Source organism: Aeromonas sp. Y293-4, assembly GCF_027705905.1.
Lineage (GTDB): Bacteria > Pseudomonadota > Gammaproteobacteria > Enterobacterales > Aeromonadaceae > Aeromonas > Aeromonas veronii.
Genome location: NZ_JAPDCI010000016.1, coordinates 42179 through 57611, shown reverse-complemented (window position 1 = coordinate 57611; position 15433 = coordinate 42179). Strand labels below are relative to the sequence as shown.

Annotated in this window: 17 protein-coding genes; 10 read left to right on the top strand and 7 right to left on the bottom strand. The window is 59.1% G+C overall.

The features are described 5' to 3' along the window. Positions 1-43: 43 nt before the first annotated feature. Together OKC31_RS16745 and pdxY are read left to right on the top strand one after the other, a co-directional pair. Complete coding sequence (locus OKC31_RS16745; RefSeq protein ID WP_216948736.1) at positions 44-820, top strand: DUF429 domain-containing protein; 777 nt, start codon at positions 44-46, stop codon at positions 818-820. A 174-nt stretch (positions 821-994) separates the two neighbouring features. Beyond that, on the top strand, positions 995-1858 hold the full coding sequence (gene pdxY, locus OKC31_RS16740; protein ID WP_270657272.1) for a pyridoxal kinase PdxY: 864 nt from the start codon (positions 995-997) through the stop codon (positions 1856-1858). Positions 1859-1965: 107 nt separating this feature from the next. Here pdxY and OKC31_RS16735 read toward each other — a convergent pair whose 3' ends face one another. The 4 genes from OKC31_RS16735 to OKC31_RS16720 form a co-directional block, all read right to left on the bottom strand. Then, on the bottom strand, positions 1966-3084 hold the full coding sequence (locus tag OKC31_RS16735; RefSeq protein WP_270657271.1) for a glycerol dehydrogenase: 1119 nt from the start codon (positions 3082-3084) through the stop codon (positions 1966-1968). Positions 3085-3382: 298 nt separating this feature from the next. Then, positions 3383-3889 carry a GNAT family N-acetyltransferase gene (locus OKC31_RS16730; RefSeq protein WP_270657269.1) on the bottom strand — a complete coding sequence of 169 codons (507 nt, stop codon included), beginning with the start codon at positions 3887-3889 and terminating at the stop codon, positions 3383-3385. Positions 3890-3980: 91 nt separating this feature from the next. Continuing rightward, positions 3981-4373 (bottom strand): NUDIX hydrolase, encoded by a 393-nt coding sequence (locus tag OKC31_RS16725; protein ID WP_270657267.1) that lies wholly within the window; start codon positions 4371-4373, stop codon positions 3981-3983. After that, a complete protein-coding gene (locus OKC31_RS16720) occupies positions 4370-4948 on the bottom strand; it encodes a class IV adenylate cyclase (RefSeq protein ID WP_270657266.1) in 579 nt (192 codons plus the stop codon). Before OKC31_RS16720 ends, OKC31_RS16725 begins: the two co-directional genes overlap by 4 nt. A 299-nt stretch (positions 4949-5247) precedes the next feature. Between OKC31_RS16720 and OKC31_RS16715 the strand changes: the two genes are divergently transcribed. The 3 genes from OKC31_RS16715 to OKC31_RS16705 all read left to right on the top strand — a co-directional run bounded on the left by OKC31_RS16715 (position 5248) and on the right by OKC31_RS16705 (position 7070). Continuing rightward, a complete protein-coding gene (locus OKC31_RS16715) occupies positions 5248-6093 on the top strand; it encodes a DUF5718 family protein (RefSeq protein ID WP_270657264.1) in 846 nt (281 codons plus the stop codon). 151 nt (positions 6094-6244) lie between these two features. Continuing rightward, entirely contained in the window at positions 6245-6577 is a 333-nt protein-coding gene (locus OKC31_RS16710) for a YnfA family protein (RefSeq protein ID WP_058051605.1), read from the top strand. A gap of 52 nt (positions 6578-6629) precedes the next feature. After that, positions 6630-7070 carry an acetyltransferase gene (locus tag OKC31_RS16705; protein ID WP_270657262.1) on the top strand — a complete coding sequence of 147 codons (441 nt, stop codon included), beginning with the start codon at positions 6630-6632 and terminating at the stop codon, positions 7068-7070. Between the two features lie 77 nt (positions 7071-7147). Here OKC31_RS16705 and OKC31_RS16700 read toward each other — a convergent pair whose 3' ends face one another. The 3 genes from OKC31_RS16700 to OKC31_RS16690 form a co-directional block, all read right to left on the bottom strand. Further along, positions 7148-7468 carry a DUF4377 domain-containing protein gene (locus tag OKC31_RS16700; RefSeq protein WP_270657260.1) on the bottom strand — a complete coding sequence of 107 codons (321 nt, stop codon included), beginning with the start codon at positions 7466-7468 and terminating at the stop codon, positions 7148-7150. Positions 7469-7560: 92 nt separating this feature from the next. Next, positions 7561-8847 carry a citrate synthase gene (locus OKC31_RS16695; protein WP_005333572.1) on the bottom strand — a complete coding sequence of 429 codons (1287 nt, stop codon included), beginning with the start codon at positions 8845-8847 and terminating at the stop codon, positions 7561-7563. A 177-nt stretch (positions 8848-9024) separates the two neighbouring features. Beyond that, positions 9025-9225 (bottom strand): hypothetical protein, encoded by a 201-nt coding sequence (locus OKC31_RS16690; protein ID WP_124929313.1) that lies wholly within the window; start codon positions 9223-9225, stop codon positions 9025-9027. Positions 9226-9289: 64 nt separating this feature from the next. Between OKC31_RS16690 and sdhC the strand changes: the two genes are divergently transcribed. The 5 genes from sdhC to sucA all read left to right on the top strand — a co-directional run bounded on the left by sdhC (position 9290) and on the right by sucA (position 15429). Next, positions 9290-9667, top strand: coding sequence for a succinate dehydrogenase cytochrome b556 subunit (sdhC, locus tag OKC31_RS16685; RefSeq protein WP_021231296.1), 378 nt, complete (start codon positions 9290-9292; stop codon positions 9665-9667). Continuing rightward, complete coding sequence (gene sdhD, locus OKC31_RS16680; RefSeq protein WP_005333558.1) at positions 9661-10005, top strand: succinate dehydrogenase, hydrophobic membrane anchor protein; 345 nt, start codon at positions 9661-9663, stop codon at positions 10003-10005. The genes sdhC and sdhD overlap by 7 nt, the downstream gene beginning before the upstream one ends. Before the next feature lies 1 nt (position 10006). Continuing rightward, positions 10007-11773 carry a succinate dehydrogenase flavoprotein subunit gene (gene sdhA, locus OKC31_RS16675; RefSeq protein WP_026035029.1) on the top strand — a complete coding sequence of 589 codons (1767 nt, stop codon included), beginning with the start codon at positions 10007-10009 and terminating at the stop codon, positions 11771-11773. Positions 11774-11789: 16 nt separating this feature from the next. Beyond that, the gene (locus tag OKC31_RS16670) at positions 11790-12506 is read left to right on the top strand and encodes a succinate dehydrogenase iron-sulfur subunit (RefSeq protein WP_270657258.1); all 717 of its coding nucleotides are present in this window, start codon (positions 11790-11792) and stop codon (positions 12504-12506) included. Positions 12507-12621: 115 nt separating this feature from the next. Next, positions 12622-15429, top strand: a complete 2808-nt coding sequence (gene sucA / locus OKC31_RS16665; protein WP_005333548.1) for a 2-oxoglutarate dehydrogenase E1 component — start codon at positions 12622-12624, stop codon at positions 15427-15429. The last annotated feature ends 4 nt before the right edge of the window (positions 15430-15433 follow it).

Sequence of the window (15433 nt, the reverse complement as noted above, 5' to 3'; positions counted from 1 at the left end):
CCTGTGCCTCTTGCAACTTGTGATAGGCGAACAGAGGTAATTGATGACGGCAGGGCAAATGAGTGCAATCGGGATCGGCTGGGATGTGCGTGGCTGGCAGGGCAGTGCCCAGGCGGTGGCTGTGGTGGGCTGGCAGGCCGAATCCAACCGCCTGCACTGGCTCGGGGTGTCGCCGCTGTTTCGCCTGAGCTCGCGGGTGGCGCCGGATCTGGCCGCCCTGTTGCGTCCGGCCCTGCAAAACGAGCTGACCCTGATGCAGGTAGAAGCCTGCCCGCAACTGGCGCTCGGTATCGATGCGCCGCTCGCCTTTCCCCGCGCCTTGCGGGATCTGCTCAACGGCCAGCCACATAGCTGCGCCGCTCCCGAGCGGGAGATAGACAACCCCTACGCCTATCGTGACTGCGAGCGCTGGTTGTATCAGCAGTACGGCAAGAAGCCGCTCTCGGCCACCTTCGACCGGCTCGGTAACAATGCGACCCTAGCGCTCTCCATGCTGCCGCGACTCTCGGATCTGCAACTGGTGCCGACCGTTGCCCCGAAGGCCAGTCGCGCCGTGCTGGAGGTCTATCCGGCATTGGCCAAAGTGGGCGGCAAGGCCTCCCCGGCACGGCCCGAGCTGGCGGCGCAGCTGCCTGCGGATGTGCTGGTCGGCACTGATCGCTACGATGCGGCGCTCTGTGCCCTGATGGCGCTGCAATATGCCGCTGGTGGCAAGGTGACGGTATTGCCTGAGCTGATTTCGCCACCCAGTGACATGCCGTGTGATGAGGGATGGGTCTATCACTTTGCTCGTCATGGCGTTGAGCACAACGGCATGTGATGGACGGTGACGCGGCGCATCATGGCGCCGCTCATCCTGTCGACGCGGGCCAAATGGCGCAAAAAACCTGTCTTTAGTCAGGAAATTGCCTGTTCATCCCGCGCCAAGGTGGCGCATCGTTATCTTCATCCGATATATTGCCCACCTTGCTGATCCTTTGCTGTGGTATTCCCGATGAAATCCGTTCTCTCTATTCAGTCCCACGTGGTCTTTGGTTGTGCCGGCAACAGCGCGGCCGTCTTCCCCATGCGCCGCCTCGGTATGGATGTATGGCCCATCAACACGGTGCAGTTTTCCAACCACACCCAATATGCCCAGGGGTGGCAGGGAATGGCGATGCCGGCGGGTCATATCAGTGCGATGGTGAAAGGATTGGGCAATATCGAGGTGTTGAGCCAGTGTGACGCCGTGCTGAGCGGCTACCTTGGCTCCGCCGAGCAGGGGGACGAGATCCTGACCGTGGTCAACGCCGTCAAGGCGGCCAACCCCGATGCCATCTACTTCTGCGACCCTGTGATGGGTCACCCGGAGAAGGGGTGCATCGTTGCCCCCGGCGTCACCCGTTTCCTGACCGAGCAGGCGCTGCCGGTGGCCGACATGATGGCCCCCAACCTGCTGGAGCTGGAGACCCTCTGTGATACCCATCTGGCTGATCTGGATCAGACCCGCGCGGCTGCCCATCAGCTGCTGGCCCGCGGCGTCAAGCTGGTGCTGGTCAAGCATCTCGGTCGTGCGGCGCAGGTCTCCAGCCGTTTCGAGATGCTGCTGGCCACCCCGCAAGGGGATTATCTGATTGCCCGTCCGCTCTATGACTTTGCCCGCCAGCCGGTGGGGGTGGGCGATCTTATCAGCGCCCTGATGCTGGCCAATTTGCTGGCCGGTCACGATGCGGTCAGCGCGTTCGAGCGCACCAACGCCTCGGTGGATGCGGTGCTGCAGGAGACCTGGCGCCAGCAGGCTTACGAGCTGCAACTCATCGCCGCGCAAGATGCCTTCGCCCTGCCAGAGGTTGAAGTGCGAGCGATGAAACTGCCCTGAGTCAACGCGAACTCTCGTCTATCCCGACAAGGGGGTGGGATGCAGATGAAAAAGGCTTGCCAATGGGCAAGCCTTTTCACTGTTTGCCTATTTAGTGCGGCAAGCAATCAGATGCGGGGATGGCGGAGGCGATAACGCTCAGCCATGGCATTGGCCGCTACCATGGCGGCGTAGACAGACTGTTCACTCACTGTCATCGGCATGTTGCCCATGGTATCGAGGGGATCGCAGGCCAGCTGCGCCACCTTGCGCCACTCGCTTTCATCAAAGTGGGTGAGCCCCAGCTCTTGCAGCGTCATGGGCAGACCTGCACAGTCGATGATGCGAAACACCTCATCAAGTTCATGTTGCGGGGCGCGCTCAAGCACGAGTTGGGTCAGCAAGCCGAAGACCACCTTCTCGCCATGCTGGGCACGATGGAGCTCCGCGATCAGTGACATGCCGTTGTTGACGGCATGAGCGGCGGCCAGTCCACCGGCTTCTGCGCCGACCCCGCTGAGGTAGATGGTGGCCTCGATGACCTGCTCCAGCGCCGGAGTCGAGACATGGTGGCGTATCGCATCCATGGCCAGCTCGATGTTCTCACCAAGCAGCTCGTAACAGAGCTGTGCCAGGCCAAGGCCAGTGCGTGAAGGACGCTTGCCGACCAGATTGAGCCCGTCCGCCCGATAGCAGGCGCGCGCCTCGAAATAGGTGGCCAGGGCATCGCCGACGCCTGCGGAAAAGAAGCGGGGAGGGGCGGCGGCAATGATGGCAGTGTCAGCCAGCACCACGTCCGGATTTTGCGGCAGGAACAGATAGCGTTCAAATTCACCCGCCTGGTTGTAGATCACCGCCAGCGCCGTACAGGGGGCATCCGTGGAGGCAATCGTCGGGAACAGTACAACCGGACGGCGCAGATAGAAGGCCACGGCCTTGGCGACATCAAGCGTCTTGCCGCCGCCGATCCCGACAATCACGTTCGCACCATATTGCTCTGCAAGGTGGGTCAGGCGGTGGATCTCCTGTTCGGTGCATTCGTAGCGAAACTTGTCGACCACTCCCCTGAGGCCTGCCTGCAGGAGCCCCGCCAAAGCTTCTTCCCGTACCCGCTCCAGAATGAACTCATCGCTGATGAGCAACGCATAGTCACCAAAATCTTTAACGTGCTCATGGAGTTGCGGGAGAAGGTGTTGACCGATGATGAACTTTTTGGGGGAGGTAACTGTACGGGGCAAAGTGGGCATCCATTATTCCTCAAGGCAGTGAACAACATAGATTTGATTATCAAATGGGTCTCTCACGATACGCCTGATGAGGCAATAGATGAAGCAGAAAAGGGGGGCGTTTTAATCATTAATTAATCTTTCTGTTTGTTTGGTTGTATTTTGGGGCGAGCAATTGGCGGTGTTGAGGCATACAGGCGCAATGGCCGTATCGTGGCAATCCGTCGCAAGCCATATTGCTGCAACAAACAGTCACGCTGGCAACAAGCAGGGCCGCTTGGTGCGGCCCTGCTGTATTTGGATAAGGGATAGGGGATGGTCAGAGCGGTTTGTAGAAGATGACGGTCGCAGCAAGAGAGCCATCTGCGTTGCGCGCAAAGATCGGGATCTGGCCCGCTTCCAGATAGCCGAGTTGACGATAGAGGTGGGAGGCCACATCACCGGCGCGAGTATCCAGCACCAGCAGCGAACGGCCCGCGGCATGGGCGCCTTGTTCCAAGGCCTGCATCAGCGCACGACCGACACCTTTACCTCTCGCCGTTTGCAGTACCATCAGTTTTTCCACCTCGGCCCGGTGGCGACCGTTGGCCTTGCCACAGAGCGCGAGCTGAACCGCTCCCACGAGCTGTTGTTGCTCAAGGGCCAGCCACAGCTTTCGGTGACCTGCCGCTAGATCCGCTTCAACTCCTTGCCAGTAGCGGGTAGATTCCTCCGTGGTCAGCGGCGGTAAAAAACCGACCGAGGCGCCGCTATCGACACAATCTTGCAGCAGGGTGATGAGCGCACTTTGGTAGGTTGCTGCGCTCTTAACTTCCACAATGTTCATCTGACATCCTTGTCGTTGCGCTGTTATGTAGCTGATTGCCACCGTTGGTTCATATGAGGTAGGTACTTATGCTCGCCGCGAGTACGGCTTGTCAGCGGATCAGCTCCTGCTCAACCAGCCAGGTAAACAGCAGGCGGGAGACGGGGGAGAGCTCATCGAGGTGAGAGCTGTCGAGCCAGCGCAGCTCGGCAATTTCTGCCGAGGCGATCGGGGTGCCGCTCGCTTCGCCGGTGTAGCAGCGCAGTCTCACCTCGACTCCTGCCGGTTTGCCATCGGCCTGAGCGCGGAACTCGCAGGCAAAGCGCAGGGTATCGGGCTGCAGGGTGACGGCCAGCTCCTCTTCAATCTCGCGGATCAGTGCCGCCTCGTCGCTCTCCCCCGGTTCCCGCTTGCCGCCCGGGATGTAATAGATGTCCTTGCCGTGGGAGCGGGCGCAGAGCAGCTGCTGATCTTTAAAGGTGAGCCAGGCGAGTTTGTCGATCATTGAGTTGCATCCTCTGGTTGTGTGGTGTGTATTGCCTGCATGTGCAGGGTGCGGTAGGAGCGAGGCTCCTGCGCATCGGGAGAGAGTCCCAACTGATCTGCCAGCGCGATCAGTTGCTGGCGAAACGCCGGGAGGCGTTCCTCGTCATCGGTCATGATGGCGAGCTCGGCAAAATCCCCGATCTCGGCCAGATGATCCAGGGTGACGTGAAACGGGCCAATGAAGTAGATGCTGCGCCTTTTGGTGATCACGAGAATCTGCCGGTAGTTCATGGTCAAGAGCATGCTGACGGCCTTGTCCGCATCATTGATAGTGACCGCCTCGCAGCGATCCTTCTCGGGCCCCTTGACGATCCAGAGCTGGATGCCGGAGGGCTGCATGGTGCGGATAGCCAGACTTTTGCCAGCCTGGGCAAGGGCATCATCCGGGGTGTCGAAGTAGCGATCCTGCTCCAGATTATCCTCCAGCATGATCTCCGGATTGAGGGCGAGCAGTGCCTTGAGGAAGGCGGGGCGATCCGTCAGCTGATATTTGAACTCGACTTCGAAGCGGCCCTGAAAGTGCGCCTGTGACATCAAGAAGATCCCTCTGTGAGCCTGTGTGGCAGGCAGCCTAACAAAGATGAAGTTGAGTCCCAAGGAGAAAGAGGGGATAGGCCGGAAACGCACTGTTTCCAGCGCGGTGACCACATAGCTGAAAGAGTGCACAAGGGCTGGTTCGCCACAGCCTTCTCGTCCATAAAAAAGTGGACTGGCGCACACCACGACAGGGCCGGACTGGGCGAAGGCGGGGCCCTTGTGGTTTAATCTTGCCACTTTAGCGGTAGTGGGCGACGGGCCTGCTACCTTGCGTGGGCAAGATGCAGGTGAGCAAGATGCAGATAGCAGCAGAGAGCAAATTTATCGGACTCGGGGTCGCGGGCAATTTCGCCGGTCACCTGGAGCAGGCGGGTGAAGCATCGGACTTCGTAGCGGTAGTGGTGCGTGACACCACGGCGCCCAAGGCGCTGTTCCCCTTCTTTGTGCCGGGCCATCCGGGTCAGCTCGGGGTATTCCCGTTGAGCGACAAGGCGATCTTCCTGCCGGAAGCGGCGGTCAGCGGTGACGAGAAGGTGCAGATCGAGCCGGAAGTGGCCCTCTGGTGCGAGCTGGAGTATGCCGACAAGCAGGTGGTGGCGATCCATCCCCGCGCCTTTGGTGCCTATAACGACTGCTCCATCCGCCGTCCCAACGCCAAGAAGATCAGCGAGAAGAAGAACTGGGGCGAAGAGAGCAAGGGGTTGGCGGCCAAGCTGCTGCCGCTTTCCGGTTTTGTCGCCGGTTGCGAGCTCGATGACTATCGCATCGCTTGCTATCTGGAGCGCGATGGCGAGCTGCACGCCTACGGGGTAGACAGCGCCGCCATCGACTACAGCTACTTCCACGGCAAGCTGCTCGACTGGGCCATCGACAAGTTTAATCATCAGCAGGATGAGGGGCCGGCGGAGCACATTCAGGGGCTGCTGGCGCAGGCGGGACATCCTCCCCATGCGCTGATCAGTATCGGTGCCACCCGCTATACCCCGTTTGGCGAGACCCACTTCCTCAAACCGGGCGACACCTCCTGCGTAGTGGTCTACCCAGGCAGCCGTTATAGCGAAGCGGATATTCGCGAAGCGATCCGCAGCCGCCACTTTGGCGCTGATATGTCGGTGCTGCTGCAGGCGGTGCAGGCGCGCTAATCAACCACAGTCTGCCCTGCTCCTGCCGGGCAGACTGCTCAGGTTTGTTGCTGAAGGTTTGCCTGAATGGACGGTCAAATAGATCGCTCGGCTTACGTTCTCCAGTGGCTTGCTTTAGTATTCCCCATTTTTCAGGGGGCACAGGCCGCGCATGCTTGAGCTAAAAACGATCGCCTTGTTTCTGATTACGGCTTTTTTCGAGATCCTTGGCTGTTATTTGCCATACCTCTGGTTGAATCAGGGTCGCAGCATCTGGTTACTGATCCCCGCAGGATTGAGTCTCATGCTGTTTGCCTGGCTACTATCGTTGCATCCTACCGCTGCTGGGCGTGTCTATGCGGCATATGGCGGTGTGTATATCTTCGTCGCCATCTTCTGGCTTTGGTTAGTGGATGGTATTCGGCCGAGTATGTGGGATCTTGTTGGTTCGTTCATTGCGCTGATTGGAATGGCCATCATCATGTTTGCTCCTCGTCATGGGTAACGAATGCGAACAACGCTGAAGGTTAGTCATGTTAAAAAGTGGATAAACAACCATGCAGATTGCACACGCAAACGGGGAAGATTATCAAACCCTCATTGATCTGTGGGAGGCTTCGGTGCGGGCGACCCACCACTTTCTGCCCGAGGCCGAGATCCTCGCGCTTAAACCGCTTATTCTGGAGCACTACTTCGATGCGGTGACACTGCACAGTGCCCGCACAGAAGAGGGGCAGATTACGGGTTTTAGCGGAGTGCACGAGGGCAAGCTGGAGATGCTGTTTGTGGCTCCCGAGGCGCGCGGCTGTGGCGTGGGTCGCCGGCTGGTGGCTCATGCCATCACGCAGGGCGGCGCGACGCAGGTTGACGTCAACGAGCAGAACGAACAGGCGGTGGGCTTCTATCTGAAGATGGGATTCACCGTGACGGGTCGTTCGCCGCTGGATGGTCAGGGCAAGCCCTATCCTCTGCTGCATATGGCGTTGGCGCCGACCTGACTGTGCCTGATGAGGCGCAGTACCCATAAACCAACGGGGGATGGCATCAGCCATCCCCCGTTTTTTGATCGTGTTTGTTACTTGCTGGCGACCTTGTTCACCACCTTGATCAGCAGATAGCGCACGGAGGGGGCATCGGCCGGCACATCGGTGAGCTGCTCCTTGCTGACAGTGAGCTGGTAGCGATAGCCAGGCTCGAACTGGAAACCTTCAATATTCTGGTAGAACAGCGTCCAGGGCTGCTGCTCATCACTGCGAAGCTGCATGCACTGCATTGGGCCAACTCCGACGCAATCGACCAGCTGGCTGTTGATATAGAGGGTCTCCCCCTGTGACGATGCGGGGGCGCTCTGGCAGGCGGTCAGCAGCAAGGCTGCGCTGATAAACAGTGGTTTCATAATGGACTCCTTAACGCGAAAGGGGGCATTAGAGCGGCAAACAAAAAGGCGGTCAATGACCGCCTTTGTAACAAACCATATCAGCGCAGTGGTTAGCGCTGCTCGAGTGGAGTGAACTCGCGCAGCGGGTGGCCCACGTAGAGCTGGCGTGGACGACCAATCTTGCTGTCCGGGTCTGAGTGGAACTCGTTCCAGTGGGCAATCCAGCCGATAGTGCGGGAGATGGCGAAGATCACGGTGAACATGCTCATCGGGATGCCGATCGCCTTCATGATGATGCCGGAGTAGAAGTCCACGTTCGGGTAGAGTTTCTTCTCGACGAAGTAGGGGTCGGAGAGCGCAATACGCTCCAGCTCCATGGCCACGTCCAGCAGTGGATCCTTGATCTGCAGCTCGGTCAGTACTTCGTGGCAGGTTTCGCGCATCACAGTGGCACGAGGGTCGTGGTTCTTGTAGACGCGGTGACCAAAGCCCATCAGACGGAACGGATCATTCTTGTCCTTGGCCTTGGCGATGTACTCGGGGATGCGATCCACCGAGCCGATCTCTTCCAGCATGCGCAGGCAGGCTTCGTTGGCACCACCGTGGGCCGGTCCCCACAGGGAGGCGATCCCCGCGGCGATACAGGCGAACGGGTTGGCACCGGAGGATCCAGCCAGACGAACGGTGGAGGTGGAGGCGTTCTGCTCGTGATCCGCATGGAGGGTAAAGATACGATCCATGGCGCGTTCAACGATGGGATTGACCTTGTACTCTTCGGTCGGCACGCCAAACATCATGTGCAGGAAGTTACCGGCATAGGAGAGGGCGTTACGCGGCTGCATGAACGGCTGGCCGATGGAGTACTTGTAACACATGGCGGCCAGAGTCGGCATCTTGGAGAGCAGACGGAAGGCACAGATCTCGCGATGCTGCTCGTTATTGATGTCGAGGGCATCGTGATAGAAGGCGGAGAGGGCGCTGACTACACCGCACATGATGGCCATGGGGTGGGAGTCACGACGGAAGCCGCGGAAGAAGAAGGCTATCTGCTCGTGCACCATGGTGTGGCGGGTGACCAGGCGTTCGAATTCGGCATATTGGGCCTTGGTCGGCGCTTCGCCGTACAGCAGGATATAGCAGACTTCCAGATAGGTGGCCTGGGTGGCCAACTGGGCGATGGGGTAACCACGGTGCAGCAAGACACCCTGATCCCCGTCAATGTAGGTAATGGCAGATTTGCAAGAACCGGTGGCCATAAAACCGGGGTCAAAGGTGAAATACCCCTGTGATCCCAATTTTCTGACATCGATGACATCCGGGCCGATGGTGCCGGAGAGGATCGGCAGTTCGACCGGATCTTTTCCGGGCAGGTGTAGGGTGGCTATCTTATCAGCCATAGCACGTCTCCTTTGCTCTTTATAATTTGGTTCCAGTCCTACTCTATTACGACTTTTATGACGCTGGCAAAGGTTGTTACCCATACCGAAGTGGCTGGAGCGCCTTATTTGAAACAGAGTTCCTTATCAATGTCAATTTTGCTGGAACCCCATTAATGGCATTAATGAAATGTTAAATTAAATATGCGATCGAGTTTGCGGTTTTGTGTTTTCTTTGTAGCTAATTGATTGTCTTCGGTTAAGGCCGCCGATATACTGCGCCACGTGGGTCATGGCTGCGGGTGTTTGAAACGCTTTGGCAAAGCCTGATGTGAAACCGAAAACTCGCGTTTTGGCTTTTTCAGAGTGTTTTGGTAACAAAAAACCAACAATCACCATTCCGTGCCCTCAAGTGTGAGTTAAAACAATAACTAACGTGCTCAATGGAGCTGAGTGGGCAAGCGTGAAAAACAAACAGAGACCGGTCAACCTCGACCTACAGACGATCAGCTTTCCTGTCACTGCTATTGCATCCATCCTGCACCGTGTTTCAGGGGTCATTACCTTTGTTGCACTGGGCATCTTGCTGTGGATGCTTGGTACTTCACTCGCCTCTCCCGAAGGGTTTGCAACCGTGGTTGCCATTATGGACAACTTCCTGGTCAAACTCGTGCTGTGGGGGATCCTGACTGCGCTGGCATACCACATTGTGGGCGGCTTGCGTCATCTGGTCATGGATATGGGCTATTGGGAAGAGCTGGAATCCGGCAATCAGAGCGCCCGCGTGGCCTTCGTGATCACCGCGATCCTGGCTGTATTGGCGGGAGTGCTTGTATGGTAACCAATTCTGCAACCTTCGGGCGCAGCGGCGTTCACGATTACATCCTGATCCGCGCCACCGCCCTCATCATGACCTGTTATGTCCTCTATCTGGTGGGCTTTGTCGCGTTCAACGACATCACCTACGAGGTGTGGGCAGGCTTCTTCGCCAAAACATTCACCAAGGTATTCACCCTGTTGACCCTGCTCTGCGTACTGATCCACGCCTGGATTGGTCTGTGGCAGGTGCTGACTGACTATATCAAGCCGGTAGGGCTGCGCGGGGCGCTGCAATTTGCCCTGGTCGTGGTGCTGTTTGTCTATCTGATGACGGGTTTCGTCGTGCTGTGGGGTGTGTAAGGTGACTATTCCAACTCGTGAATTTGATGCGGTGGTGATTGGTGCCGGTGGTGCCGGTATGCGCGCCGCGCTGCAGATTGCCCAGTCCGGCAAGAGCTGCGCTCTGTTGTCCAAGGTTTTTCCAACCCGTTCTCACACTGTCTCCGCCCAGGGCGGGATCACGGTTGCGCTGGGCAATGCCCACGACGACAACTGGCAGTGGCATATGTATGACACGGTAAAAGGTTCCGATTACATCGGTGATCAGGAAGCCATCGAGTACATGTGCAAAACCGGCCCCGAGGCTATCTATGAGCTGGAGAACATGGGGCTGCCCTTCTCCCGTTTCGACAACGGGTCTGTCTACCAGCGTCCGTTTGGTGGTCAGTCCAAGAATTTCGGTGGCGAGCAGGCTGCCCGTACTGCCGCTGCGGCCGACCGTACCGGCCACGCCCTGCTGCATACCCTCTATCAGCAGAACGTCAAGAACAAGACCACCGTCTTCTCCGAGTGGTATGCGCTGGATCTGGTGAAGAACCAGGATGGCCACGTGGTGGGTTGTACCGCCATCGACATGGAGAGCGGTGAAGTCGTCTACTTCAAGGCCAAGGCTACCGTGCTGGCCACTGGCGGCGCCGGTCGCATCTACCAGTCCACCACCAACGCCCACATCAACACCGGTGACGGTGTCGGCATGGCGCTGCGCGCCGGGGTCGGCGTGCAGGACATGGAGATGTGGCAGTTCCACCCGACCGGCATCGCCGGGGCAGGGGTGCTGGTAACCGAAGGCTGTCGTGGTGAAGGCGGCTATCTGCTCAATAAGGATGGCGAGCGCTTCATGGAGCGTTACGCGCCAAACGCCAAGGACTTGGCCGGTCGCGACGTGGTGGCCCGCTCCATCATGATCGAGATCCGTGAAGGCCGTGGCTGCGATGGTCCCTGGGGCCCGCACATCAAGCTGAAGCTGGATCACCTCGGCAAAGAGGTGCTGGAATCCCGTCTGCCGGGGATCTGCGAACTCTCCCGCACCTTCGCCCACGTGGATCCGGTCAAAGAGCCGATCCCGATCATCCCGACCTGCCACTACATGATGGGCGGCGTGCCGACCAACGTGAATGGCCAGTGCCTGACCCAGGACAAGAACGGCAACGATGTGCCGGTAGTCGGTCTGTTTGCGGTGGGCGAGATTGCCTGCGTCTCCGTACACGGTGCCAACCGTCTGGGTGGCAACTCCCTGCTGGATCTGGTGGTGTTCGGCCGCGCGGCCGGCATGCATCTGGTCAACACCCTGGGCGAGATGGATCACGGCCGCGATGCTTCCGAGTCGGATCTGGATGCCGCATTGTCCCGCTTCAACCGCTGGGAAAATTGCCGTGACGGGGAAGACCCGGTGCAGATCCGCAAAGACCTGCAGCGCTGCATGCAGAACAACTTCTCTGTATTCCGTGAAGGTGCGGCGATGGCAGAAGGGTTGGCCGAGCTCAAGGTTATCCGCGAACGCCTCAAGTCAGCCCGTCTGGATGACACCTCCAAAGAGTTCAACACCCAGCGCATCGAGTGCCTGGAGCTGGACAACCTGATGGAGACGGCGTTTGCCACGGCGGTTGCCGCCAACTTCCGTACCGAGAGTCGCGGTGCTCACTGCCGCTTCGACTTCCCGGATCGCGACGATGAGAACTGGCTGTGCCACAGCCTCTATCATCCGGACACCGAGTCCATGACCCGTCGCGCTGTCAACATGTCACCCAAGACCCGTGAGGCGTTCCCGCCCAAGGTCCGGACTTACTGATTGCGGAGCCAGCCCTATGAACGTCACATTCTCTGTCTACAGATATAATCCGGATGTTGATAACGTCCCCCATATGAAGGAATATCGTCTTGATATTCCTGAAGGTTCCGACATGATGGTGCTCGACGTACTGATCCAGTTGAAAGAGCTGGATCCCACGCTCGCCTTCCGCCGCTCTTGCCGCGAAGGGGTCTGTGGATCAGACGGTCTCAACATGAATGGCAAGAACGGTCTTGCCTGTATCACCCCGCTCTCCGACCTGCTGAAGAAGGGCAATAACGTCGTTATCCGCCCCTTGCCCGGCCTGCCGGTGATCCGTGATCTGGTGATCGACATGACCCAGTTCTACACCCAGTGGGAGAAGGTCAAACCCTTCCTCATCAATGATGACAAGTTGCCGCCGGTGCGTGAGCACCTGCAATCCCCCGAAGAGCGCGCCAAGCTTGACGGCCTGTACGAGTGCATTCTCTGTGCCTGCTGCTCCACTTCGTGCCCCTCCTTCTGGTGGAATCCCGACAAGTTCATCGGTCCGGCCGGGCTGCTCGCCGCCTACCGTTGGCTGGCTGACAGCCGCGACACCGCGACCACCGAACGACTGGGGAATCTGGACGACGCCTTCAGCGTGTTCCGCTGCCATGGCATCATGAACTGCGTGAACGTCTGTCCGAAAGGCTTGAACCCGACCAAGGCGATTGGCCAGATCAAGTCGATGTTGCTCAATCGGGCTGTTTAGTATCAGGGCCGGCCAGGTGCTGGCCCGACCTCTGGATAGCCATCCCACCCGTGGCAGGATGGCTATTTGACCCCTACAAGCTGCGCAGCAGTAACAAGAAGTACAAGGGATAGAAATGCATAACGGCGTGATGAAGGCCTGGTTGGAGTCATCTCACCTGGCTGGTGCGAATGCAAGCTATATCGAGGATTTGTACGAATCCTTCCTGGAAAATCCTGACTCCGTGTCCGACGAGTGGCGCAGCCTGTTTAGCGAGCTGCCCCAGGTCAATGGCCATGCGGTTGAACAACCCCACTCCCAGGTCCGCGATTATTTCCGTCGTCTGGCCAAGGATCCCTCTCGCTACAGTGCCCCCGTCTCCGATCCGCAAGTGGATGCCAAGCAGGTGCGGGTATTGCAGCTGATCAACGCCTTCCGTTTCCGTGGTCACCAGAATGCCAATCTGGACCCGCTGGGCCTGTGGCAGCGTGAAACCGTTGCCGAACTGGATCCTGCGTTCCACAACCTGCAGGGCGCAGATATGGAGGCCACCTTCAATGTGGGCTCCTACGCCATCGGTCGCGAGACCATGGTGCTCTCCGACCTCTACGCCTCGCTGAAGAAGACCTATTGCGGCAGCATAGGCGCCGACTACATGCACCTTACCTCCACGGAAGAGAAGCGCTGGCTACAACAGCGTCTCGAATCCATTGAAGGGAAGGGGAGCTACACCCTCGAAGAGAAGACCCGTTTCCTCGAGAGCCTGACCGCCGCCGAAGGGCTGGAGAAATATCTGGGTGCCAAGTTCCCGGGAGCCAAGCGCTTTTCCCTGGAAGGTGGCGACGCCATGATCCCCATGCTCAAGGAGTTGATCCGTCGCGCCGGTGAGCAGGGCTGCAAAGAGGCCGTTATCGGTATGGCCCACCGCGGTCGTCTCAACGTGCTGATCAACGTGCTGGGCAAGCGAGCTCAGGATCTGTTTGACGAGTTTGCCGGCAAGCATGGCGAATCCTGGGGCACCGGTGATGTGAAGTACCATATGGGCTTCTCCTCCGACTTCGCCACCCCGGGTGGCAACGTCCACCTTGCGCTGGCGTTCAACCCCTCTCACCTCGAGATCGTCAACCCTGTGGTCATCGGCTCGGTCCGTGCCCGGATGGATCGTCGCGGTGACAAGGATGGCTCCAGCGTGTTGCCCATCACCATTCACGGTGACTCGGCCATGGCCGGTCAGGGCGTGGTGGCCGAGACCTTCAACATGTCCCAGACCCGCGCCTATGGTGTCGGCGGGACGGTGCGCATCGTCATCAACAACCAGGTTGGTTTCACCACCTCCTATATCCGTGACCTGCGTTCCACCGAATATTGCACCGACATCGCCAAGGCGGTGCAGGCGCCGGTGCTGCACGTCAACGGGGATGATCCGGAAGCCGTGGTGCTGGTGACCCAGATTGCCTTGGATTACCGCAATACCTTCAAACGCGACGTGGTGATCGAACTGGTCTGCTACCGTCGTCACGGTCACAACGAAGCGGACGAGCCGAGCGCGACCCAGCCGCTGATGTACCAGAAGATCAAGCAGCACCCGACCCCGCGCAAGATCTACGCCGATCAGCTGGTGGCCGAGGGGAGCCTCGCTCAGGAGCGGGCGACCGAACTGGTCAACGAGTATCGCGAAGCGCTGGATCGCGGCGAGCGCGTAAGCAAAGAGTGGCGGCCGATGGAGCTGCACTCCGTCGACTGGACCCCTTATCTGGGCCACGACTGGAACATGGCCTATGAGAGTGCCGTGCCGATGGATCACCTCAAGAGCCTCGGCGAGCGGGTGAGCCAGTATCCGGCGACCCACGTGCTGCAGCGTCAGGTCGAGAAGATTTACGAAGACCGCCGTCTGATGGCCGCTGGCGAGAAGCTGGTGGATTGGGGCTTTGCCGAGACCCTGGCCTACGCCACTCTGGTGGACAAAGGGTCCCGCATCCGCTTTACCGGTGAAGACTCCGGCCGTGGCACCTTCTTCCACCGCCACGCCGTGCTGCACAGCCAGACCGATGCCAGCACCTATACCCCGCTGTGCAACCTGCACGACGAGCAAGGCCCGTTCGAGGTGTATGACTCTGTGCTGACCGAGAACGCGGTACTGGCCTTTGAATATGGCTACGCCAGCGCCGAGCCGGCTGGCCTCACCATCTGGGAAGCCCAGTTCGGCGACTTCGCCAACTGTGCTCAGGTAGTGGTGGATCAGTTCCTCTCCTCCGGTGAGCAGAAGTGGGGCCGGATGTGCGGCCTGACCATGTTGCTGCCGCACGGTTACGAGGGGCAGGGCCCGGAGCACTCCTCCGCCCGTCTGGAGCGTTATCTGCAGATGTGTGCCCAGCACAACATGCAGGTGTGCGTGCCCTCTACCCCGGCGCAGGTGTTCCATATGCTGCGTCGTCAGGTTGTGCGCCCGATGCGCCGTCCGCTGATCGTCATGACGCCCAAATCCCTGCTGCGCCATCCGCTGGCGGTGAGCAAGCTCGAAGAGCTGGCGGAAGGCACCTTCCAGAACGCCATCGGCGAGATCGATGCGCTGGATCCGAAAGCGGTCAAGCGCGTGGTCTTCTGCTCCGGCAAGGTCTACTACGACCTGCTCGATGCCCGTCGCAAGGCCGAGCAGCAAGATGTGGCACTGGTACGAATTGAGCAGCTCTACCCCTTCCCGGAAGAGGAAGTGCGCGCCATTCTGGCCGATTACAGCCACGTCACCGACTTTGTCTGGTGTCAGGAAGAGCCGCAGAACCAGGGCGCCTGGTACTGCACCCGTCACCACTACGATGGCGTGCTGCCAGCCGGAGCCACCCTGCGTTATGCCGGTCGCCCCGCGTCAGCCTCACCGGCCGTCGGTTACATGTCTGTCCACGCCAAGCAGCAGAAAGCCTTGGTGGAAGATGCCCTTACCCTGTAAAGCC